Source organism: Centipeda felix, from assembly GCF_900186465.1.
GTDB classification, from domain to species: Bacteria; Bacillota; Negativicutes; order Selenomonadales; family Selenomonadaceae; genus Centipeda; species Centipeda felix.
Genome location: NZ_LT891959.1, coordinates 125270 through 148684 on the forward strand (window position 1 = coordinate 125270; position 23415 = coordinate 148684).

Genomic DNA, 23415 nt, shown 5'->3' on the forward strand with positions numbered 1-23415 from the left:
AAGTCCGGTGATATCTCTTGACGATGTTTCCAGATCTTGGCTGCAATCCTTCACAGAACATTACTCTTCGTTCAGGGAATCCATCCCAGACGAATCCTGCCATAACATGACTTCCTGTTCGACCCACTTCCCCTCGTCCAACATCACGCGAATGAGGCTATGCCACGTTGAAAAATCTTTCTGCTCGAGTAGCCCCAAAAGAGGTTTTCTCTGCGCAGGGGTGAGGCTCTGTGCAAATGGTAAATATGCACGAAATGTCTCTACGTCCATGCGATATTGGCTGAGTGTCGGAAAATACCGTCTTCGCAGGAATTCAAAGATACGGATACCTCCGTAATCGATGTCTCCCCAGTGGCGTATATGGAAAGTCCGATGGAGGGGGGCAATTTTTAAAAGAAGAGCTTGTACCGTACGGTTTGGGAATCCTGCCGTATAGATGAGGAGGTGATTGGTATCTACCATTCGTGTCAGAGTTTCTGCATTTGTCAGATTCTCAATGGTCAGAATTTCAGGGGGAAGCACATCTATTTTCATGGCAGTGATTGTATCATAGGTAAGCATCAATCCACCCGGAAAATCTGCGAGGAAATATCGTCGATCACCAAGCAGAAAAGTTAGATTTCCTGCGATCCACACCTTTCCTTGCGTCACGGCAATCCCTGCTGCATCCATATACTCTGCGGCCGACGCACATGGCTCATCGACAAATCGACGTAAGAGACGGAGCAGCGGCAGCTCTATGTGTTGTTCAAAATACTTGCTGTTGCGGAAAATACGCTGGCTAAATACACGTCTTGGTATGGCGCTCTCGCCTTCGGCTGGAAGAGCAAGGATAGCGCGTATCAAATTCGCGTAAAGAACCTGTTCTTTAGGTAAGATCGCGGGAATCACATTATCTGCAAGTGATTCCATCATCGTGGCATAAAAATTCTGCACCCACGGTGTACGTACATTTGCAAGAGCTAAAAGCTTTGTCTGATATTCATTCACCCGTATCAAAGGCATGACTTTCCCCATCCGTTGATACAGAGTAGATACATTTGCAGAAAGAAGGATACGCTCTATCCGTCCTGCCCCGTGGCGTTCCCAGACGACGAGAATCAGTCTTTGACGCTCAAGTTCACACGCTGCTGCATGTATCGCTTCCCGCTTATCGACATCCATTTCATCGGTATAGTCAGCGGAAAGTGCTGATTTCAGGATACGAAACTGTGGACGACGCCCCAGCTCCCCAACTGCTGCTTTACTATTTTCGTACTTTTCCAATAAAGTTGTTAGAATAATATCCTCATAGTGCATCTGCAGAGGCATCAGCTCCATGATTCAGTCCTTTCTCCCACGTTGCTACATCCCCTAATTCGTCAGTAAAGCAATGATTTCCCACATTGGTGACAATAATTGACTGATCCATCAGCGGGGCGATTGCTGCCAACTTCTCATCGGGAACAGCAACAATCAGCTGCATTTTCATCCGTTTTATCAGTTCGATGCATGATTTAATGCGCTCTTCATCCATCTTGTTGAATGCTTCATCAAAGACAGTCAGGCGTATTGTTTTATCATTGTAAATCTGTTGAAAAGCGGCGAGAATTGCAATGTAAAAAGGAGTCTGCGTCTCTCCGCCCGACGTTTGCCGGAGGACTCTAGAGTAAAGATAATTCTGACCTGCCGTATCTGTGATACGGATGTCATAGTCCAGATATCGCCGATAATCTGAAAACTCTTCCTGCTCCTCGGGTGTTCCTTTGACTAGCTTGTCAAACAGCTCCATTGCCTGTTCGTTTGCCGCGGTGTCCGCATCGGCAAAGAGCCCGCCTGCCGTCTCCCAATCCGCCATCATCACTGCATCATAGAGCGGCTTGTACTTCGCACTTGGCGTAACAAGAAAGCTATATTTATCTTTGTGGAACTGAAACTGATTCAAGGCATAGTTCAACTCACGAAATTCATAACGTGCACTTTCAATCGCCTCGCGCATACTGAAGATGAAATGAGCCTTAAACTCCATCTCCGACTGAGCGAGAGCCTCACGTGCCTTCTCCTCAAAGGAAGGTATATCCGTCCCAGAGAGTCGCTCTAGGATCTCTGTGTAATAACTGTGATCTGGATCATAGACATGTCCCGTATCTCCATGCGCGAGCCCATAATGCTCTCGCGCAACGAGAAGTTTTTGCCACATGTTGTCGCGCCGGGTCTCATTCCCTCGTCGGCTGATCTCATAGCTCTGCAGACGTTCCTCCATGCTCCGTCCTCCACGCGCCTCCTGCATGAGTGAGGCAAGACGTGCTTCTGCGCCAGTACAGAGATCAGGATAAGTCTCTCGCCATGACTCGACGGCCTCGGCCGCAGCAGCTGCCGTACGCTCTAGGATTGGTATAGACCGTTCTGCTTGATCTAGCTCGGATTCAGCGTGTGCCTGTGCCCGCATCGTCTCTGCGCAATCATGCGCTGCCTCTTCGGCACGTCGTTTGGATTCCTCATAGACGGATTTCAGGCGCACTGCCTCACTGAGATCCATCGCATTCAATTCTCCAGAAATGCGCTCAAGGTCTGCTTTGCAGGCGTCAAGTTCGGCAAGAACGTTCATTCTCTTCGCAGCGTTTGCGTATCGATGCAGCGGTTCATGAAGAACAGAGGAGATCTGCTTCATGTAGCCTGCCCCTTCAGCAAGTACGACTAGGCGCTGCCTTACTTCCGCAAGTTCTCGCTCACGAATTTCAAGCTGGCGGTCTATAGCACCTGCACCGATGTATGGAATCTCGTAGAACCGTCGTGGTATCTGACGCGCAACCAAGCCCTTGTAGGACATACAGCTTTTTGTCGCCGCGCTTCTATACCTGAGCATATCCTGCTCATTGTCCGCCTGCATCACGTTTCCGAGCAGGTGGTCGATACACGCCTGTGCGAGGGGGTTCTGTGTCAGCAGGAGTGCGGCGAGGGATTTGTTTTCCTGTTGGCCGAGATACTTTTTTTCCGCCTCCGTATTCACAAGACCGACGCCCTCTATGTTGCGTTCTCTTTTTTCTGTTTCATAGATGTGCAGTGCTTCGCGAAAAAATTCTCGTTCCACAAGGAGGTCAAATCTCCGGGTATTCAGATACCCCTCCAACGTATCACGCCATTCTTCGTCCAAAATCTCAATCTCCTCACAGAGCACATAGACCTTAGAGCGACCCGCAAGTCGCTCTTCAAGCAAAGCCTTAAGACGCAACATCTCCGGACGATATCTGCGTTGCCTCCGTTTCAGACCTTCAATCTCCGAGCACAGTTCCTCCCGCCGCTGGATAGCTGCACTCTGTGCCTGCTCCAAGAGAAAATTGCCGCGCTGCCATAGATCGCTGACAGCAGCAAGTATTTCGCCGCCCGCCTTCAGCTGCTCCTGGATCTGTTCGATTTGTGTTGTCTGGATGGTATCTTCTGCCGCATACTTGAGAGTCCGCGCGAGTTCCTCCAACGCCTGTGGCATTCCCTCTGGCAGACGAAAAAACTCTCCTGCGGGATATGCGCCGAGTGCGGATACTTCCTCGAACTCACACATGAGTTTCTTACGCATGAGCTGTCGTGCGTCTGTGAGCGAACGGTATTTTTCCACCCGTTCCTTTTGTGTCTCCAGCAGCTCATCCCGTCTGCGCTTTTCGTCATTTCCCTGCCAGGCAGCATACGCCTCCTGCTGTTCCTGGTTTCTGCGTTTTGAGAGGCGTTCCTGTGCATGCAGTTTCGTCTGTAAATCGTCCAATCGATCACGACAGGTCTGTCTCTGCTGGCGTCCCACATCCAGTTTCTCCTCGGCGTTCTTATGCCGAAAAGACAGTAATACGAATTCCTGCTCATACACCGTATCCCGCAATTTACAGTAGGTATCGTAGTGATCTTTCAGCATCTCCAGTTCATGCTTTCGAGCACGCAGATCCTGCAGATCACGCTCGAATTTCTGATAGGAATAGAACACCTCGCGCAGAACATCTAGCTTCAAATCGCGGGGAAGAAGGACATATTCATAGATAAAATCGCGCACATGGTCGATGGGGCGGAAGGCAATCGCACGAGAGAACGCCGGCAAAAAACGCGAGGACAGCTGCCCAAGCCGGTTCATCAATCGTTTTTGCCATTGTTTCTTTCCCGTCTCAAACACACTGTTGCCGTGCGCATACCTGCGATGGAATATCTCCTGCGTATAGAGTGTGCCGTCCGTATTGCGAAAGTCAAGATCCGAGAGCGTATGCTGATCGATGAGAAAGAATTCCTCCTGCATCCTGTCATCATGAAAGACATCGACCACATATCCGACAATGAAGGAGTTTTTCTTGACGTCATCATAAAACTCAAGTGCAATATAGGAGGTGAATTCGTCCGCACGCAGATACTGTACGCCCTCTGCCTTAATTTTGCCTCGCAGGTAGTGCAGCAGAGTCCTCCGTGCCTCCTGCGTCGCTGCAGCGTTGAAGCGCGTCTGTGTCTGACTTCCGATAAAGAGATACTGCAGCGCATCCAGCAATGTGGACTTACCTGCACCGCTGTGTCCTGACAGCATTGTTGCCGCGCCGAAGGCGATCTCTTCCTCATCAAAATAATGCCAGTTAATCACCTTCATTTTCCGCAGCGTCTTCATTGTCCTCCTCCTTCCTCTGTCGATAGATGTAAAGTCTGTTATATAGGTCTGAAAGCTCTTCCCCGTCTACGGCAAGGGCGAGTGTATGGAAAAGGCGAATACGTGACTCTTCGGAGAGATCCCGATCCAACACATCCGCGAGACGATATTGCTTCGTGAGCTGGGTCAGGCGCTGTATCGCCGTTTTCTTGAGATCGGGCAGATGAAGTGCCAAATACTTGGCGCGGATCTCTGCGAGCGTCGTCATTGGAAACGCGCTCAGGTTTAGACTCGTCCGCTTTTCCTCGTAGATGAGGCGCAGTACAAGCAGCCATATACTTTCCTCCATGGTCAGAGCCCGTCTGTGCGCCATGCCCGTGGAGAGCAGCCATACGATCTCATAACGTTCGTCTACACGAAACTCCCAGCCGATGACCTTAAAGTACTCCGCAAGCTCTTCCCGATAGCGACGTGCTGCAATATAAAGTGCAGTATCGTGTTCGCGTGTCAAAAAATTGCACGACAACAATGCCTGTATGACACTCCGAATACGAGTACGTTCTTCCTCGTTCAGCAGCTCAAGTCTCATTTTATTTTCCCCTTGCGCCTGACGGTGCGATTGCTGTATCGTACCGTATCTTGCTCCTCGATCTCCTTATTTTTGCCTAGCCGGTACTTTGCCCAATCATCATATCCATAGAGATAAACGTAGAGCAGTTGGAGGAGATCCGGAGATTCAGTTTCCCTCAGCAGCGCGAGCAATTCGCCAATCTCCATGGAACTCCGTTGCCCAAGAACATTCAAAATCCACGTTTCAATTTTCTGCCGTGATATACTGCGTGCGACACGCTCTGCACTTTCGCGGCGTACCCGCTCACGCAGTGTTTCATCGACACTGCGTACGGGTGTGTCCGTATTTGGGCGCAGGACGCGTTTTTTGCGCGGCACGTAACGTGATGACGGAAGAAGCATATTCGTTGTTTGCAGACGAAAAATACATGGAAGCTCATCAATATCCCATCTCTGATCGCGTGCCTCAGCGACTGCCATGAGAATCCCCGCGATCATACTCTCTGTGCGAGCGCTTCCCTCCTGCTGCAAATAGAGTGCACGTTCATAGGATGCACGAACATACTGATTGTGTCGTCGGTCGATCTGCGCGAACATATCATCAAGTCCTCGATAGATTTCCTCGATTGCCTGAAGTGAGGCTTTCATACGATATTCTGCCGCATCCATCGAGTCGGCAAGCTGACGTCGCACAGCATCATCGCAAAGCGAGCGAAAACGCTCCTTATTCTGCCGTATGTCCTGCACCTCATGCAGGATACGGATACGGTAGCGGGAAACGTGATCCGAGGTCTTAAGGCGGTGATAACTTCGATCGACAATATCCGCCCGATATTCGACAAAATGATGAGAGAGTACATCCTGTAGACTCGTTTGGGAAGATACCTGCTCCATTTTACTTTTAATATTGTTCAGCAGGATGCGCAACTCTTCAACAAACTCTTCTGCCAAGCGCTCCGCTTCGAGTACTGCCATGCTTGGCTGTACCTTTGCTCCATCACCTGAAAGCACCTGATATGTCGTGAAGGCAAAGCGTTGGTATTCAACGGCTCGGCCTTCGCACAGATTCGCAAAAAGCCCCCACAAACGACTGCTGTAGTGTGGGAGCAAAATAAAGATTTTGAAGTTTTCGCGCTGTTCGTAATCCAGCCAACCGAATTCCTTCATACGGCGAATCATGTGGTTAGCTTTGGCACGCGACTCCTCTATGGCATTGTCCTTTTCCGAAAAAACATCGTCCTCATAGACTACGCCCGCCTCTGCCCAGCTCTCGATGAGTTCCTGAAACTTGTCCCGTAGAATCTCCTGCTCGATACCAAACTGGGCAAGGCGGTACTGTTCATAGAGACAAAGCCCAGCTTCCGCATAGATACGGCGACATTTCCCCGCGAGAAGCCCGAAGAAGCGCTCCGGTAAGACATCGAATAGCTCCATGAGATCGCCTCACTTTTTTACGAGTTCATCCTTCATCCGTTCAATATGTGCCATGATCTCCTCGGAGAAGGCCTCCAGCTCCTCCTTGCTCTTGCGGTCGCCGTAAAACATGATCGGTGCGCCGTACATGATCCGTAGCTGTGGAATCAGTCCGCCATTGGAAAAAATACGATGAGAATTGAGGATGGCAACGGGCACGATCGGAGCCCCAGTCATGGCGGCGATGAACGCGACGCCTGCTTCTGCCTTTTGGAGTTCTCCAGTTTTGCTGCGTGTCCCCTCGGGGAAGAGTCCAAGAATGCGTCCTTCCTTTAGGACATTAACTGCCGCCTTGATCGCGCCGCGGTCAGATGCGCCGCGTTTCACGGGAAAGGCATGACAGCGGCGAATCGCCGCACCGAAGATGGGATTCTCAAAGAGTTCGATCTTTGCCATGTAGCTGACGGGACGATCGATGAGACTTGCCATCAGCGGTGGGTCGATATTACTTGCATGGTTGGCCGCAAGAATCACGGCTCCCTCTGCTGGGATGTTCTCGCGGCCATAGACACGCGTGCGAAAGACAACATAGAAAATCAACCGAAAGAGATGCTGCAAAAATCCATAAAACATATATGTGCCTGCCTATTCTGCGAGTTCCATAATCCGTGTGGCAACTTCGTCGATGGAGAGTGTGGTCGAGTCAAGCAAAACGGCATCATCTGCTTGACGCAGCGGCGAGATGGCACGCTCACTGTCCTGCTTGTCACGTGCGGCGATCTCCTGTTTCAGCTCGTCAAAATCCACTGCATAGCCCTTTTCCTTCATCTCATCATAACGGCGGCGTGCCCGCTCCTCCACAGATGCCGTGAGAAATACCTTCACATCAGCATGGGGGAGCACGTTCGTCCCAATATCACGCCCATCCATCACGACGGCACCATCTGCTGCCATCGCACGCTGGAGCTCGACCATTTTTTCCCGTACCGGACCGAGGGCAGCGACACGCGAGACGATATGCGTGACTTCGGGTGTGCGGATCTCATGCGTCACATCCGTCCCATCAACGGTGACGCGTGTCCCGCCCTCTGTGCAGGCGAGCCGTACATCAATGTCATGGACAGCCTGCAGGATGTCCGCATCGGACGCTTCCTTCGACTGCTGCAGCGTTTTCCATGCCACACCGCGATACATCGCGCCCGTATCAATGTAGGTATAGCCAAGCTTTTCTGCCACAATTTTGGCAACGGTACTTTTTCCGGCGCCTGCCGGTCCATCAATTGCTATGACACGCTTCATACGAAATCCTCCTCATTCACAGCCGCTCGATCTCGGAAAAAAATGTCGGATAGGAAATATTCACGCTTTCGGGATTCTCAATGAGAACTCCCTCCCCTGCTGCACCAAGCACAGCGAGCGACATCACCATGCGATGATCGTCATAGCTCTTGACCTGCGCCCGTCGTATCTCGGATTTTCCGTGAATCACGAGGCCGTCCTCGCGCTCCTCGACGCTGCCGGGAGATAACTTCTGCAGCTCCGTCGCGATGGCATGGAGGCGGTCGGTCTCCTTGACGCGGAGTTCACCCGCTCCTGTAATGATTGTATCGCCCTCGGCAAATAGTGCAGCGACGGCGAGTACAGGAATCTCATCGATCAGCCGCGGCATAATCTCTGCGCCAAAAGAAACGCCGTGCAGTGGCGCTGCCTCAACAAGGAGATCAGCAACGCGTTCTCCGCCGCTCTCACGCTCATTGTGCACGGAGATATGCGCCCCCATATCTCTCAGCACATCCAGTATCCCCGTACGTGTGGGGTTGATTCCGACGTTATTCAGGCGCAGACGACTGCCTGCAATGATCGTCCCAGCGACAAGGAAGTACGCCGCCGAACTGATGTCCCCTGGCACCGTGATCTCGCTCGGCGCATGGAAGCTGTCCTCCTCCACGGGAAAGACGGTAACGCTCGTTCCACTGCGCTCAAGATGGACACCGAACCCCGTGAGCATCTGCTCGGTATGGTCGCGTGAGATGTACGGCTCCGTGACAGTGGTCGGTGCATCCGCATAAAGTCCCGCAAGCAGAATGGCGGACTTTACCTGTGCACTCGCAACAGGGCTGTCATAGTGGATGCCGTGCATCTTCTTCTCTGCCGGAACAATGGTAAGCGGGAGGTTATTGTTCTCGTTCCGTCCATAAATTCGTGCGCCCATCGTTGAGAGCGGACGGCGTACGCGTCCCATCGGGCGGCGTGTCAACGAAGCATCGCCGCTGAACACCGAAAGAAAGGACTGCGGGGAAAGGAGGCCCATCATCAGGCGCAGCGTCGTCCCCGAGTTGCCTGCATCGAGCACGGTCAATGGCTCAGAGAGGCCATACAGGCCCCTGCCCGTAACAATGAGTTCCTTTTCGTTCAGAAACTCAACATTGACGCCGAGTGCCCGCATCACGCCGACGGTTGAGAGACAATCTGCCGCATGGAGAAAATTTTTGATGTGCACCGGCGTATTCCCAAGTCCCGCAAATATCACGCTGCGATGCGAGATCGACTTATCTCCTGGAATATCAATTGTTCCCTGCCATCCGTGTGTTGGAGCAGTGATTGTCTTAATATCAGCCATTATTTAACCACCTTCCATCAATACGCTGTGAGTTCCAGCAGCGTGTCCCATCGAAAATGCTGCCTGAAGATTATATCCACCCGTATACGCATCCACATCAACCAATTCTCCGGCAAAGTAAAGTCCATGCACCAGCTTTGATGCCATGGTGCGCGGGTCGATCTCACGTGTTGCAACGCCCCCTGCGGTCACGATCGCCTCGGAAAGAGGACGCGTCCCCACGACGGTCAGCGGAAGTGCCTGCAGTGTACGAACGAGACATTCACGCTGCTTCGAAGATATATGGCCAGCGATGCTGTCGGGAGAAAGCTGCGCTGCGCTCAGTACAATGTCAATCAGACGCTTTGGCAGGAGATCCATCATCCCATTGTGAAGGTGCTTCTGTTCATATTTTGCAAAATCCCGATCCAGTCGGTCACGTAATTTCTCATGGGTCAGCGCAGGTTTCAGGTTCAGATGAAGCGACAGTTCCTGTACGCCCTCTGCAAGCAGTTCAGACGCACGGCGGCTCAGCTGGAGGATAATCGGTCCCGTAACACCAAAATGAGTGAAAAGCATTTCGCCAAAGAAATGCTGCTCCTTTTTGCCGTTATGGCAGAGTGACGCACACACATTGCGCAGGGATAGGCCCTGCACATCCTTCACCCATGCCTCCCGTGTTACAAGCGGGACAAGTGCGGGAAAGATTGGTGTAACCGTGTGGCCTGCTGCACGTGCGAGCGCATAACCATCTCCTGTGGATCCCGTCGCAGGATAGGATGCACCACCCGTGGCAAGAATCACGGCGTCTGCCGCAAGACATGAGCCGTCCAGGAGATAGACGCCGTGCACAGAACCATCTTCAAGGATGAGTTTGCGCACTGCTGTATTTGTACAAACCTCTGCACCGCAGTCACGCAGATGATGCAGCATCGCATCGACGACATCGACGGCGTGATCACTCTGTGGGAAAACGCGATTGCCGCGTTCTGTTTTGAGCGGCACCCCCAGTTTATCAAAGAAGTTGATAACATCGGCATTATCAAAAGCACGAAGGCAGCTGTTGAGGAATCGTCCATTCCCTACCACATTTTTGATAATCTCCGGGACATCATCTGCGCTTGTCACGTTGCAGCGGCCTTTTCCCGTGATCATCATCTTGCGGCCGACGCGCGGCATCTTTTCGAGCAGCGTTACGTTCCCGCCGTGTTCCGCTGCCGCTGCCGCCGCCATCATCCCCGCTGGTCCTGCGCCTATGACGAGAACCTTCCTCACTATGTATCCCTCCCGCTATTTTTTGCAGTTCATGTATCTCATCCAAAGTCAGATGACGAAATGCTCCGCAGGGCAGCCCATCCAGCGTCAACATAGCAAAGCGGACGCGGCGGAGTCTTTGCACACGGCAGCCGACGGCGGCAAACATACGCCGCACCTGTCGGTTCCGTCCCTCATGAATAATCGTCTCGACGAGCGTGCGTCCTCCCTCCCGGTGCATAATGCTCAGCTGCGCTGGAGCTGTTTTCCCATCATCCAGAAGAATTCCCTGTCGAAGCTTTGAGAGCTTGTCCTCAGTGACGGTTCCTGTTACCTCTGCATGGTATACCTTGTCGATCTCAAAGCGCGGATGAAGGAGCCCCTGTGTCATAGCACCATCGTTTGTAATAATCAGAAGTCCCTCGGTATCCGCATCGAGTCGCCCGACAGGATAGAGACGTACAGGAAAATGCGGCAGGAGATCCAGTACTGTTCTGCGTCCCCGATCATCGTGCGCCGTCGAGAGACAGCCTCGTGGTTTATGGAGAAGAATATACAGCTTCTCCTCACTCCCCTGAACAGGTGTACCATCGACGGCGATTTTATGGAGCGATGGATCGTACTTGCTGCCAAGCATCGTGACGGGCACACCATCCACCGTAACGCGGCCGTCTCGTATCAACGCCTCTGCCGCCCGTCGGGAAGCTATCCCGGCATGGCTGAGAATTTTTTGCAATCGTTCTTCCATACTGTCTCTACCGCACTCTCACGGCCTGTGCCCCCATCAATGTAATGAGTTCCTCACGGATTTCGTGCGACCCGTCGATCCAATACGAGGACGCCAGCTGACGCCAGCTTCCATCACTCTTTACATAGACGGGATGCGTGCCTGCATACTTCGTAAACAATTCTTTCATCCTCGTCCATAGGACATGCCGGTCCGCATCGGGCGGCGGAACAAGATAGAACGATGTGCTGTATTCGTGCATCGGCCAGATCTCATCCGCCAGCACTTTCGGTTCTTCTCCCGACATGTCGACATGCCCCTGCACCACAAGCACACAATCTGGTTCAAGATCGGACACGTGAGCGTAGAACACTCGCGGAAATACTGTGAGCTCGATGTGTCCGCTGTAATCCTCCATCTCAGCAAAAAGCATCGTGTCGCCTTTTTTTGTCGTGTAGCGTTTCGTATTGGTCAATATGCCTCCGATTCGAACAAGTTGACGATCTTTACACAGTCCCGTTAAAATATCTGAAATTGGCAGGAGACAGGAAAGGGTATCACGGTAGTCATCGAGCGGATGTCCGGTGATGTAGAATCCCGTAGCCTCTTTCTCCCACATCAGACGTTCGCGAGGCGTACTTGGAGGAACTTCTACAGCATTCTGAACTTGATGGATGGATTCCATCGTATCCTGTCCAAACAGCCCCATCTGTCCGCTGATACGATCCCGCTGGGTTCGCGCAGCATCCTGCATCGCAGAGTCCAGAGAAGAGAGCAATTGATTCCGTTCGGTGCCAAGGCTGTCAAAGGCACCGCATTTAATCAGGCTCTCTATCGCACGCTTATTCAAAATGCGCACATCAATGCGTGCACAAAAATCTATCAACGAACGAAAACTCCCATTTGCTGAGCGTACCTGTTCCATACTTTCGATCGCTGTCTCTCCAACGTTGCGCACTGCCGCGAGTCCGAATCGTATGGCACCGCTTTCAATACTGAATCCCGCTGTGCTTGCATTGATGTCCGGCGGCAGAATTTTGATGTTCATCTGATGGCATAGCTGAATATAGACGGGAATTTTATCCGTTTTATCCATGATACTCGTTAATACCCCTGCCATGAACTCCACAGGATAGTGTGCCTTGAGATACGCCGTCTGCCATGCCAAGAGACCATACGCGGCACTGTGGGATTTGTTAAATCCATAATCAGCAAAATGTGTCAGGAGATCGAAGATACGATTGGCAAGTGCCGCCTCTATTCCATTTTTTTCGCATCCCTGGAGGAAAATCTCTTTCTGCGCCATCAAAAGCTCATGTTTCTTTTTCCCCATGGCACGTCGTAGGAGATCCGCCTGTCCAAGGGTAAAGCCCGCCAGAACCTGGACGATCTGCATGACCTGCTCCTGGTAGAGGACGACGCCAAATGTCTCCTTGAGAATCGGCTCAAGAAGCGGATGCAGATAAACGACCTCTTTTTTTCCATGCAGGCCATCGATAAAATCGGTCACCATACCGCTCCCCAGAGGCCCTGGACGATAGAGGGCAACTGTCGGAATGAGGTCGACAAACCCTTTGGGCTGAAGATCCTTGACGAGATTCGTCATGCCTGTCGATTCCATCTGAAAGACAGCACCTGTATCTCCAGCGCATAGCATTCGTGATGTCTTCTCATCAACGAGAGGGATCTTGTCCACATCCAGCTCAATACCGTGCGACTGTCGTATATTCTTCACGGCATCGTCGATGATGGTGAGTGTGCGCAGTCCCAGAAAATCCATTTTGAGAAGGCCTAGTGCCTCCACGTCATCCTTGTCATATTCTGTGACCAGCGTACCGTCAGAGACCCACACGGGCACTTGTCTCGTCAACGGCGACTTTGCAATCACAACGCCGGCAGCGTGAATCGAGGTGTTGCGCGGCAACCCCTCTATCTTACGTGCGAGATCAATGACGCGATGCGTCTTCTCATCCTCCTCATACCGCTTGCGAAAGTCGGCGGACTCCTCAAGCGCGCGGTCTAGCGTGATATTCAGCTCGGCGGGGACGAGTTTTGTAATGGTTGACACTTCGCCAAATGGCATTTCCAGCACACGAGCGACATCGCGAATTGCACCTTTTGCCCCCATCGTGCCAAAGGTAGCAATCTGGGCGACATGATCCTCCCCATAGCGTTCTTTGACATACGAAATAACGCGACCACGATTGATATCGTCGAAGTCGATATCAATATCTGGCATCGACACGCGTTCTGGGTTGAGAAAACGCTCAAAAAGAAGTGCATACTGTAAGGGATCAATATTCGTAATGCCAAGTAAGTAGGCAACGATACTTCCTGCCGCAGAGCCACGTCCCGGCCCGACCGCGACGCCATGCCCGCGCGCATAGTTAATAAAGTCCCACACAATGAGAAAGTAACTGGCGTATCCCATCTTATGAATGACACCGAGTTCGTAGTCCAGACGTTGACGCACTTCGTCCCTTGCCGTAGGATATCGTGCAGGAAGACGCTCTATACAAAGTGCACGGAGATAGGCATCATCTGTTGTATATCCATCGGGGAGCGGATAGTACGGCAGCTGCAGTTCCCCGAAGGTAAAGTCCACCTGACAGCGCGCTGCGATTTTTGCCGTATTCTCTATCGCACCTGGATAGTCGGTGAAGAGATCGGACATCTCTTCCTCGGATTTCAGATAATAGTCAGGGCCCGAAAAACGCATTCGATCGGGATCGTTGAGTGTGCGCCCCGTCTGCACGCAAAGAAGAATATCATGAAACTCGCTGTCTTCTGCATGGACATAGTGCACATCATTGGTGGCAGTTAGCCCGATATCATATTTTTTTGCAAGATCCCGGAGTGCACGATTGACGGTCATTTCCTCCGGGAGGCCATGATTTTGAACCTCCAAGAAAAAATTATCCTTGCCAAAGATATCCCGATACTCGCGTACAAGCTGATCAGCAAGTTCCATATCTCCACGCAGGATGGCCTGTGGTATCTCGCCTGCCACACAGGCGGACAGGGCGATCAGCCCGTCATGAAAGCGATGGAGTAGCTCCTTGTCAATACGGGGCTTATAATAATATCCCTCGATGTTGGCGAGGGATATTAGCTGAACCAGATTACGGTAACCGCACTCATTTTCGGCAAGCAGAATCAAATGATAATATCGTGTCCCATTCACCTCTGCACGTTCCTGCCGCTGACGTGGAGCGAGATAGACCTCACATCCAATGATCGGATGAAGCCCTTGAGCCTTTGCCTCTTTATAGAAGGCGACTGCACCGTACATAACACCGTGATCGGTCATGGCGACTGCATCCATGCCGAGCTCTTTGGTTCGTCGCACAAGATCTTTGATGCGGCTCGCACCATCCAGCAGACTATACTCTGTATGTACGTGCAGATGCGCAAAGGCCATTGATGTCTTTCCCTCCTTAGGTCTGTTCACCGCCATTACGGATACGGGCATGCAGGAATGTATCCCATATCTCTCGATAGGCCGTTTCCAACCCATGCATATATTCCTGCGCATTCATGAGTGGAGCTTGCTTCATATTCGCACGCAGCCCTGCATGGTAGCCCGCGATCAGCTTAGGTGACTCTGCGAGCTGAACGGCACGACGAACATAGTTGATGTCGTTCTCTGCAATCAACTCACGTACGCCCGCATTGGTCAGAATGGACGCACCAAAGCGGGCACCATGCGTACGTCCACGCATGGAAATCACAGGGACGCCCATATAAAGCGCCTCACACGTCGTCAAGCCACCATTATAGGGGGCTGTGTCCAGTGCGATATCGATATCGCGGTACTGCTCCAAATAATCGGGACTGAACGGGCGAAACTCGATCCGGTCAAGATCGAAGTTTAGCAAAGCAAGTCGTTTTTTTGCAAACTGGAGCCCCGCGTCAATGCTCGCAATCTTCCCCTTGATGATGAGTCGTGAATTATTGACGGTCTCCAAGATGCCGCGCCATAAGAGCAGCATCTCATCCGTCACTTTGGCAAAATTATTAAAACTGCCAAATGTAACATATCCATTTTTTCGTACCGGAGCCTCATATTCCGCCTCAGGCATCGCACGAATTACATCCGGCATATAGCAGAGATGGGAATGCGGCAGGCGGAGAATCTTCTCTGTAAAGCCCTTCTCTGCAAGCGTATCTCCCTTTGGAATGCATACCTCGTCGGAGAGAAAATAGTCTACCGTATGAAGCCCTGTCGTATTGGTGTAACCAATTCCTGACACCTGCACCGGTGCCGGGCGATACGCCATAATCGGAAGTGCATTGTCCTGTGAGTGTCCCGACAGATCGACCAGAATATCAATTTTATCCTCTGCAATGAGCCGTGCTGCTGTCCGTGGCGGGCGCCCGCGCAAGTCGCGCCACGTCACACGACGCGTGCGGAATCGCTCGGTCACTGCATCACTCCTGCCAAGCGCATAGCAGAATACCATGAAATGTTCGCCGTCAAAATGACGGAGCAATGGAGGGATAAAATAGGAAACAGCATGCTCCCGAAAGTCTGGAGATATATAGCCGATGCGCAGCTTTCGCTGAGATGAGCGCGCAATATGTGCATGTGTATATGGTGTCACATGGAGCAGCTCTTCATAGTGCTCTGCCTTCTGTCGCCCCTCTTGCGCTCCGAGTTGACGATAGTTTCGCATGAAAAGATACTTGCTGTAAAGCTCAGCTGCAACGGAATCATCATCAGCGAGACGGCTCGACATGAGTAATTCATGCGCCGCTCCTTTTGCTTCGCCGACGAGATAGAGGGCATCGGCAAGCCAGCCGCGCGCACGTCTTAGGATCCGATGGTAGATTGTGTATGAGAGATCCTCTGCACCGAGCAGTTTCTCCTTATAGGACAATTCTTCAATGAGATCCGCCAAAAGAGCAATCTCATCATCCAGTCGAAAATCGAGTGCGGCAAGCCCTGCTTTCACTATACGGGCACGAGGATGACGCGGCTGAACACGAAGAACCTGATCAGCAAGTGTCTCTGCCTCGTCTGTACGGCCGCTGTAGAGTGCCACCTCGGCATTTACAGCGACAGCATCGACATCGCCGGCTTTCAGACGCTCGACCTCCTGCGCGCATGCACGCATCCCCTTTAGATCTCCATCGGAGGAAAATTTTGTTGCAAGGCGCAGCCAGTTCAGCTTCTCCTCGGCAGCATGTTCCTCCAGCGGCACCTGTTCCTGCATCTTCATCCCCCTTTCCCCTTTGACTCAGATCTCTGGCTGCAGTTCTTTCCCGTACTCCTGTAAAAAGATTTTCTGATCGTGCTTATACTCTGGTGCAAGCGGCTTTTCCTGCGGACAGTGAATGCACCAAAAATCTTCCTCCTGATTTGGGACAACACATCTGAACTCGTGACGCCGCATCTCCATACACATCGATGTATCATAGAAATGCCAACCCCTGAAGAGATCCTCCCGCCAGCGAACGCCATACTGTATCGCCAGAAAGAGGCCGTCTGCCGCCTCAACGTCAATGTGTGGTCCATTGGGCTCCATACAATGTGAGTCAATAACACTCTCTGTTTCACAGTGATGAAGAACACGCCCATAGGTGCGAAGTCCGTCCCACCAAACACCCGACTGCGGCAGGCTTCGGCATCCGATCACACCGACAAGGCCGATGGTCTCATCACGAAAAATAGAGAGCAGGTCGGCAATCACATTCTTATTGACCACAAGGACATCCTGGTGCAGATACACCATATAGCGCGCATTGGTTGCACGCGCCCCCTCGTTGTACCCTGAACACATGGATTGCGCACCGCGCACGGGGATATACTCGACAGTTATCCCTACGGGAACGGAGAGTGCCTTGAGATAGAGAAGGCATTCTCGGTACATATCTTCATCATTGACACAGGTGATAAAGGCTATTTTATGTTCATCCACGCACACGATCGGCTTACTCTTCATGCGTACATTCTCTCTGTAAACTCAGATACAGCTCCTGCTGAGCAGGGTCGATGCTCTCTGCTGCACTCTCATGCAGCAGTTGCTGGATATATAGATCATGCCCTTGTGAGTATGCAAAAAGGGCACGATAGAATCGCTCAGTGTGCACCACAGTCTCATGAATCAATGCCGCAAGATAGGCAGGAAAAATATTCAGCTGTGCTACTTCATCCCACAGCGAGCGCGTAGACTCTACTCGTACAACATCATACTCGATGCGATGAAGGAGACGCACGATATGCCTACGTTGTTCGGCTGTATACATCGACTTGATCAGGGAGAGCTCCGGCATCGACCGATCTGCACGGATCAAGTAGAACTCTGCCTCCAGATCATCGTCATGATTCTCAAACCCGGCTGCGACGAGCCGGTCAATCATACCGGGCGGTGCCTTCCTTTGCTGTGCTAGACAGCGCACACTCTTATAAAAGGAAGCATACAGCAGCTTCTCAAACTCTGCACGTGCATAAAGACGCGAAACAATGGAATAATAGTGCCCGTCCATCAGATTTTGCAGGACAGACCAATGACGTATATTGCGAAAACTCGTCAGGAGTGCCCCTGTATCTTTTAGGAACAGGGAAAACCCTGCCGCGATATCCTGCGGATTATCCACATTTTCCAATGCCAGATCGGAAATAATATAGTCAAAACATTTTCGTCCATACGGCAGAGGGGTTGTAACGTAATCGAGTTCCTGCCAATGAACACCTGTGGGAATGTCTGTCGGATCGCATTCAGCGGCAAGTGCATGAAGCTCCGCATTAGGAAACATATCCCGCAGCTGTGGCAGATATTCAAGGCTTTCAATGATAAGTACACGCAGCGGAGCAGCATCAGGTACAAGAAAGGAAAGGAGCTCTGATCGAATCTTTTCAGCCAAACAATGTCCTCCCCCGCTTTGCCGTTAGGGAATCGCTGATAAAATGAAGTCCGTCAGATTGGCGTAGATTTTTCGCCCGATTGAGGAGGCAAACCGAACGCATAGCCAAAGCTATGTGGAGGATTTGCCGACAAAAAGCGGGCAAAAAAGATGCGCTAAGATGGCGGTGCTGAATTTATCAGTGCTTCCCTAGGTATATATCGAAATCATTATAACACAGTCCGCAAAGAAGTTGTATCCATATTATTCATCAAACGCAGTACCGTCAAGCAGCGGCAAAACAAAGACAACCGGCATCTCATATGGATGGATCTTCCGAATCGCACGCATCGTCTCATCAATTCGCCGTTCTTCAACACGTACCTCGACCTTTAGTTCCTCCGCCTCGGTAATCTCGCTCACTTCTCCCTCATAAGGCTCTGTTCCAGCAAGAGTTCGCCATGTCCCCATCACAGGACTATAGGCAAGGCAGGAGTCATAGTTCCCGATATGTCCGGCATCCACCACTTGTAGTGCCTTTTGGAGTGCAGGAAGATGTGTTCGCGGAATAAATATTTCCATCTTTACATACTTCATGGGCGCAAACACCTATTATTTCTTCGTGTCAAGAAGTCACTCGATGCTCAGTCCGACATCACTGCGCAGCTGTATCGCCTCAGCAATATGAGATGCTCCGATGATCGGTTTTCCGTCAAGATCGGCAATCGTCCTCGCCACCTTAATGATGCGGTCATGCGAACGTGCCGACAGCTGGATACGGTGAAATGCTGCTTCCAGCAGATGCTCTGCATCCTTCTCCATCGTACAGTACTTCTTGATCATGCTGTGATTCATCTGTGCATTACAAAAAAGCCCGTGACGTTCTAGGCGATCCCGCTCGATCGTACGTGCCCGCACCACGCGGGCACGTATCGCTGCAGATGACTCGGCCCGCTGCGTCGTATGCAAATCCGCATAATCCACACGCGATACACGAATATGAAGATCAATACGGTCTAATAACGGTCCCGACAGCTTGCGTGTGTAACGTTTGATCTCCCCTGCAGAACATTCACAGGTATGATCTTTATCGCCCAAAAATCCACAGGGGCATGGATTCATTGCCGCTACCAAAATGATACTAGAGGGAAACGTCAGTGTTGCGTTCGCACGCGAGACGGTAATCTGGCGATCCTCAATCGGTTCGCGCAGCACCTCAAGCGTCTTCTTGCTGAACTCCGGCAGCTCGTCGAGAAAGAGCACGCCGTGATGCGCAAGTGTCACCTCGCCCGGACGCGGGATGCTCCCGCCGCCGATCATCGCCACCGTCGAGGATGTATGATGCGGACTGCGGAAGGGGCGCGTGGTTACAAGCCCCGTATCCTTGCCGAGCAGCCCCGAGATGCTGTAAATCTTCGTGATCTCGATGGCTTCTTGCTTCGTCAGTTCCGGCAGGATCGAACTCATCCGACGTGCCAGCATCGTCTTGCCCGAACCGGGTACGCCAACCATGAGGACATTATGTCCGCCAGCCGCTGCAATCTCAAGCGCACGTTTCGCCTGATACTGCCCCTGTACGTCCGCAAAGTCATCGGTGAAGGCCGCATCCTTTTTCTGTTCTGTTGCATGTGGCACGGCAGGAGTCAGCACCTCTGTGCCGGTCAGATGGCGCACAAGCTGCGCCAGATTCTCGACCGCATAGACCTTCAGCCCGTCAATCAGGAGTGCCTCATCTGCATTGGAGGGAGCAACGTAAAACTCCGTAAGTCCCCGCTCACGCGCCGTGATTGCCATCGGGAGAATGCCGCTGATCGGACGGCAGTTTCCATCAAGGGAGAGTTCCGCAGAGAAGAGTGCACTCTGCACCGCCGCCTCCGGAACCATACCGTAGGATGCAAGGAGTCCGACCGCAATCGGCAGATCAAGCCCCGAACTGTCCTTTCGCACATCGGCGGGTGCAAGATTCACCGTCACCCGCTCCTGCCGCAGCTGAATGCCCGAGTTGCGAATCGCCGTCCGTACCCGCTCCTTCGACTCCTTCACCGACGTATCGGGAAGCCCCACCAGTTCAAAGCCCGGCAGCCCGGGCGACACATCCACCTCCACGTCGATAATCCGTCCGTCAATCCCGAGGGTCGTCGCACCATAGGTCTTTGCAAACAACGGCCTTCCCTCCCACGTTTCAAATATAAGAAAATTATAACACAAGAGAGGGCTTGTTGCCTAATGATTCTTTGCAAAAGAAAAGAGATTCCAAACGCCAACGGTGACGAATGGAATCTCTATGTGTAAGATTTCAGCATCTCTAATTTATTTGAAGTGCTTGCAAATGTCTCCGTTATCCTCGTTGCTAAGACCTGTGATTACAACAGTCTTTTCTAATTTTTTTCAAATACTCCAGCACCTGGGGAATATATTCGCTCTTGGCATAATCCGAATCCGCATACCAGACATTGGATTGCCCCATCCCTCTACCCTTGCCTGCTTGAGAAGCGCGAGGCATGCGAAAATCTCTCTTTTTCACCGGGATAAGATAAGCATTGATTGCTTTGGTGATAAAATAGTAGCAGGAACTATCATCAATTTTCTGACACTCCCGATACATCTCGGCTTTTTCATACCAACCTACTATCCGACTCCCTTCTTCCCCTTTAGCGACCCAAACAACGGTCACATCATCCAACACATCAGCCTTTGCTGCCGTCTTATCCAATCGCTCAAGCTTAAGTGTGTCCCCCTTTTGCTGCACATATCCATAGCAATTATCATCCTGGTATGGCTGAAAATTACGCGATTCCATTGCATCGTTATTTTCTCCCACCCAAGAGCCACCGTTATGCGGTTTATCCGAATCAGTGATTCCCATATAGTATTCCATCCATGCAATATTGCAAAAAATCACCGTTGCCATTCTTATCTCCTCCTACATAGCCATTTCCCCATAGAAATGGGGAATTTGATAATCAAGAAAAAGTTCATGCTCTTCTACATCAATAATCCGTCCGTCTATCCCGAGGGTCGTCGCACCATAGGCCTTTGCAAACAACGGCTCTCCCCTCCTACGTTTCAAATATAAGAAAATTATAACACAGGATGAAGGAAGATGGCTAATGATTCTTTACAAAACATGTGTGCCCCCATGTATCACTGCAACACTTTTTCTATGCAGATGATATGACATAGACCTCTCCGCATCAAATCACGCTTTATCACGCTCCACGATTGCCTCACAATAAAATGCGATCTTGGCATCGAGTGCCTCCATATGTGCGTGCAGCTTCTCCACCTCTGCCGCAAGATTGGCACGGTGCCCTATGAGCATTTCCATCCGCGCTGAAAGAGTATCGTCGCCCTCTGCCCGCAACGCAGCATAGCGCCGAATCTCCCGAATTGGCATCCCCGTCTCCTTGAGTCGCAGGATGAATGCTGCCCACGCAACATCTCGTTCAGAGTAGCACCGCCGATTCGCCGCCGTACGCTCCGGCAGGAGCAGTCCCTCATGCTCATAGTAACGCAGCGTATGAATTCCCAGCCCCGTTTTCCGTGAAAATTCACCAATACTATATTCCATAAAATCCTCTCCTTGACATAGAGTATACTCTACATTGTAAAGTAGTGCCAAAAGGAGGATTTCATCATGAACAAACAAAACAGCAGATACACCGTGATCACGGGGGCAAGCTCCGGCATCGGAGCGGCGACAGCAAAGGCATTCGCCGGGCGTGGACACAACCTCATCCTTATTGCACGGCGCACAGAGCGACTAAATGCCCTAAAGGAAGAGATTCTTGCCGCACATCCGGCACTGGACATCATTATCAAAACTGCCGATCTCTCTTCTGTCGAGAACGTCACACAAGTCTATGATACAATAAAAGCCTTACCTATTGGGACATGGATCAACAATGCGGGCTTTGGAAGCTATGGCGCAGTCGGCACATCCGACCTTGACAAAATCAGACAAATGCTTCATCTAAACATCGAGGCACTGACCGTCTTTTCCACACTCTTCGTACGAGACTTCGCTGAGATAGAAGATACGCAGCTGATCAACATTTCCTCCGTCGGCGGCTACACCATTGTCCCAACTGCTGTCACCTACTGCGCGACAAAATTCTATGTCAGTGCATTCACCGAGGGACTCGCACATGAACTCATAGCACGCGGCGCGAAGCTCCGTGCAAAGCTCCTTGCCCCCGCTGCAACGCAGACCGAGTTCGGCGCAGTCGCGAACAACAACGCCGCCTATGACTATGACAAGGCGTTCGGCACCTATCACACAAGCAACCAAATGGCAGAGTTCCTTCTCGCCCTATACGATAGCGACCAGACAATCGGTATCGTTGATCGCGAGACCTTCGCATTTCGTTTGTGCCTGCCACAGTTTCCCTATGCGGGAGGTTCTGCACATAATCAAAATGTAGTCGATGAGTAATTAAGCCATCTCCTTATAATGCATCGTCAACGTACGTAGCCGTGTACGGATCACCTCTCTGAGTGCCATAGACTCGACCGTTTGAACTTCATCTCCATAGTGGATAAAGTAATCCGCGATAAACCCCTCCTCGCCCACATTGTAAAATCCATGGATATAGTACCGCCCATTCTCCTCCACAAGTCGCATGGATGGATAGTGTTCTTTATAAAAAAAATCTCGTCCTTTTGCTGTAATTTCGACAACAAAGGAGAGAGCATCTGCACGGCGATAAAGTTCCTCTGAGGGGCGTGCAAAGGACGAGAGAGGCATCCCCGCCACATCCATACACTCCTCCACCGCAGTGATGCGGTCACACCGAAAGACACGCGCCTGCCCCATCTCGAAATCGTGTGCCGTCCCATACCACTGCCCATACGCTGCGCGAATCTCGAAGAACTGCACTGTATAGCGGCGCAGTTCTTTCTTTTGATAATAAATCACGCAGGGCTGCTCCTTTACAGCAAACTGTAAAATATCCCGCAAACATGCACTCTCATTCGCGTGCTTCGTTACATCAAGGCGTAAAATATCCGCGATACGATGCAGGGATGTCCTGTGGAGAGGAGCGCACTCCTCAAATTTCTCCCGCAGACGCACCACATCCAGATGAAACGGTGTGGTCTGATATGAGTCGAGCGTACGCATGGCAACGTAGAGCGCATACATTTCATCTACTGTAAAAAGGATCGGCGTAAGTAGATGATTCGGTAGAATCCCATATGACCCGCCACGTCCTACGCGTGTGAAAATTGGCAGTCCCAACTCCTCAAGTGCACGCACATCGCGCAGAGCGGAACTGCGCGAAATACTGTATCGCTCCATCAGATCACGCAGTCGAAAAGAGTTCTTTCCCGAAAGATAACGTATCATATCGTTCAGACGCTCGGATTTATTCATACACATCCTCCATAAAGGTGCCGCAAATTGACACCTTTTTATAC

At 51.4% G+C, this 23415-nt stretch carries 20 protein-coding genes and 1 pseudogene; 2 read left to right on the forward strand and 19 right to left on the reverse strand.

Annotation, left to right across the window (positions count from 1 at the left end):
- Nucleotides 1-60 precede the first annotated feature (60 nt).
- From C1713_RS08010 to C1713_RS08070, 13 genes and pseudogenes are all read right to left on the reverse strand, one after another.
- A complete protein-coding gene (locus tag C1713_RS08010) occupies nucleotides 61-1320 on the reverse strand; it encodes a Wadjet anti-phage system protein JetD domain-containing protein (protein WP_102493583.1) in 1260 nt (419 codons plus the stop codon).
- Nucleotides 1289-4609 carry an ATP-binding protein gene (locus tag C1713_RS08015; RefSeq protein ID WP_102493584.1) on the reverse strand — a complete coding sequence of 1107 codons (3321 nt, stop codon included), beginning with the start codon at nucleotides 4607-4609 and terminating at the stop codon, nucleotides 1289-1291. Before C1713_RS08015 ends, C1713_RS08010 begins: the two co-directional genes overlap by 32 nt.
- Nucleotides 4578-5177 carry a DUF4194 domain-containing protein gene (locus tag C1713_RS08020; protein WP_102493585.1) on the reverse strand — a complete coding sequence of 200 codons (600 nt, stop codon included), beginning with the start codon at nucleotides 5175-5177 and terminating at the stop codon, nucleotides 4578-4580. Before C1713_RS08020 ends, C1713_RS08015 begins: the two co-directional genes overlap by 32 nt.
- Nucleotides 5174-6592, reverse strand: a complete 1419-nt coding sequence (locus C1713_RS08025) for a Wadjet anti-phage system protein JetA family protein (protein ID WP_102493586.1) — start codon at nucleotides 6590-6592, stop codon at nucleotides 5174-5176. Before C1713_RS08025 ends, C1713_RS08020 begins: the two co-directional genes overlap by 4 nt.
- A gap of 9 nt (nucleotides 6593-6601) precedes the next feature.
- A complete protein-coding gene (locus tag C1713_RS08030; protein ID WP_102493587.1) occupies nucleotides 6602-7204 on the reverse strand; it encodes a lysophospholipid acyltransferase family protein in 603 nt (200 codons plus the stop codon).
- A gap of 12 nt (nucleotides 7205-7216) precedes the next feature.
- Entirely contained in the window at nucleotides 7217-7870 is a 654-nt protein-coding gene (gene cmk, locus C1713_RS08035; RefSeq protein WP_102493588.1) for a (d)CMP kinase, read from the reverse strand.
- A gap of 16 nt (nucleotides 7871-7886) precedes the next feature.
- Entirely contained in the window at nucleotides 7887-9191 is a 1305-nt protein-coding gene (aroA, locus tag C1713_RS08040; protein WP_102493589.1) for a 3-phosphoshikimate 1-carboxyvinyltransferase, read from the reverse strand.
- Between the two features lie 3 nt (nucleotides 9192-9194).
- A complete protein-coding gene (locus C1713_RS08045) occupies nucleotides 9195-10406 on the reverse strand; it encodes a BaiN/RdsA family NAD(P)/FAD-dependent oxidoreductase (RefSeq protein WP_420852652.1) in 1212 nt (403 codons plus the stop codon).
- A 97-nt stretch (nucleotides 10407-10503) separates the two neighbouring features.
- Nucleotides 10504-11172 (reverse strand): annotated as a pseudogene (locus tag C1713_RS08050) (pseudouridine synthase); the annotation flags it as partial.
- Between the two features lie 7 nt (nucleotides 11173-11179).
- A complete protein-coding gene (locus C1713_RS08055) occupies nucleotides 11180-14572 on the reverse strand; it encodes a DNA polymerase III subunit alpha (RefSeq protein ID WP_102493591.1) in 3393 nt (1130 codons plus the stop codon).
- Nucleotides 14573-14588: 16 nt separating this feature from the next.
- On the reverse strand, nucleotides 14589-16367 hold the full coding sequence (locus C1713_RS08060; RefSeq protein ID WP_102494054.1) for an O-linked N-acetylglucosamine transferase, SPINDLY family protein: 1779 nt from the start codon (nucleotides 16365-16367) through the stop codon (nucleotides 14589-14591).
- Nucleotides 16368-16391: 24 nt separating this feature from the next.
- Entirely contained in the window at nucleotides 16392-17096 is a 705-nt protein-coding gene (locus tag C1713_RS08065) for a glycosyltransferase family protein (RefSeq protein WP_009442095.1), read from the reverse strand.
- Nucleotides 17086-18018, reverse strand: coding sequence for a hypothetical protein (locus C1713_RS08070; RefSeq protein WP_102493592.1), 933 nt, complete (start codon nucleotides 18016-18018; stop codon nucleotides 17086-17088). The genes C1713_RS08065 and C1713_RS08070 overlap by 11 nt, the downstream gene beginning before the upstream one ends.
- 67 nt (nucleotides 18019-18085) lie before the next feature.
- Between C1713_RS08070 and C1713_RS12455 the strand changes: the two genes are divergently transcribed.
- Complete coding sequence (locus C1713_RS12455; RefSeq protein WP_071586095.1) at nucleotides 18086-18211, forward strand: secretion protein HlyD; 126 nt, start codon at nucleotides 18086-18088, stop codon at nucleotides 18209-18211.
- Nucleotides 18212-18261: 50 nt separating this feature from the next.
- On the opposite strand, the gene cutA is transcribed toward C1713_RS12455, so the two are convergent.
- The 5 genes from cutA to C1713_RS08095 all read right to left on the reverse strand — a co-directional run bounded on the left by cutA (nucleotide 18262) and on the right by C1713_RS08095 (nucleotide 21568).
- Nucleotides 18262-18594: a divalent cation tolerance protein CutA gene (cutA, locus tag C1713_RS08080; RefSeq protein ID WP_009442092.1), complete on the reverse strand. Its 333-nt coding sequence runs from the start codon at nucleotides 18592-18594 to the stop codon at nucleotides 18262-18264.
- 36 nt (nucleotides 18595-18630) lie between these two features.
- Nucleotides 18631-20160: a YifB family Mg chelatase-like AAA ATPase gene (locus C1713_RS08085; RefSeq protein WP_102493593.1), complete on the reverse strand. Its 1530-nt coding sequence runs from the start codon at nucleotides 20158-20160 to the stop codon at nucleotides 18631-18633.
- A 187-nt stretch (nucleotides 20161-20347) separates the two neighbouring features.
- The gene (locus C1713_RS08090) at nucleotides 20348-20908 is read right to left on the reverse strand and encodes a hypothetical protein (RefSeq protein WP_102493594.1); all 561 of its coding nucleotides are present in this window, start codon (nucleotides 20906-20908) and stop codon (nucleotides 20348-20350) included.
- A 12-nt stretch (nucleotides 20909-20920) separates the two neighbouring features.
- A complete protein-coding gene (locus tag C1713_RS12575) occupies nucleotides 20921-21043 on the reverse strand; it encodes a hypothetical protein (protein ID WP_276329532.1) in 123 nt (40 codons plus the stop codon).
- Between the two features lie 153 nt (nucleotides 21044-21196).
- The gene (locus tag C1713_RS08095; protein ID WP_102493595.1) at nucleotides 21197-21568 is read right to left on the reverse strand and encodes a MerR family transcriptional regulator; all 372 of its coding nucleotides are present in this window, start codon (nucleotides 21566-21568) and stop codon (nucleotides 21197-21199) included.
- Between the two features lie 66 nt (nucleotides 21569-21634).
- Here C1713_RS08095 and C1713_RS08100 point away from each other — a divergent pair, with 66 nt between their 5' ends.
- Complete coding sequence (locus C1713_RS08100) at nucleotides 21635-22432, forward strand: SDR family NAD(P)-dependent oxidoreductase (protein WP_009440460.1); 798 nt, start codon at nucleotides 21635-21637, stop codon at nucleotides 22430-22432.
- Here C1713_RS08100 and C1713_RS08105 read toward each other — a convergent pair whose 3' ends face one another.
- Nucleotides 22433-23371 carry a helix-turn-helix transcriptional regulator gene (locus C1713_RS08105; protein WP_102493596.1) on the reverse strand — a complete coding sequence of 313 codons (939 nt, stop codon included), beginning with the start codon at nucleotides 23369-23371 and terminating at the stop codon, nucleotides 22433-22435.
- Nucleotides 23372-23415 lie beyond the last annotated feature (44 nt).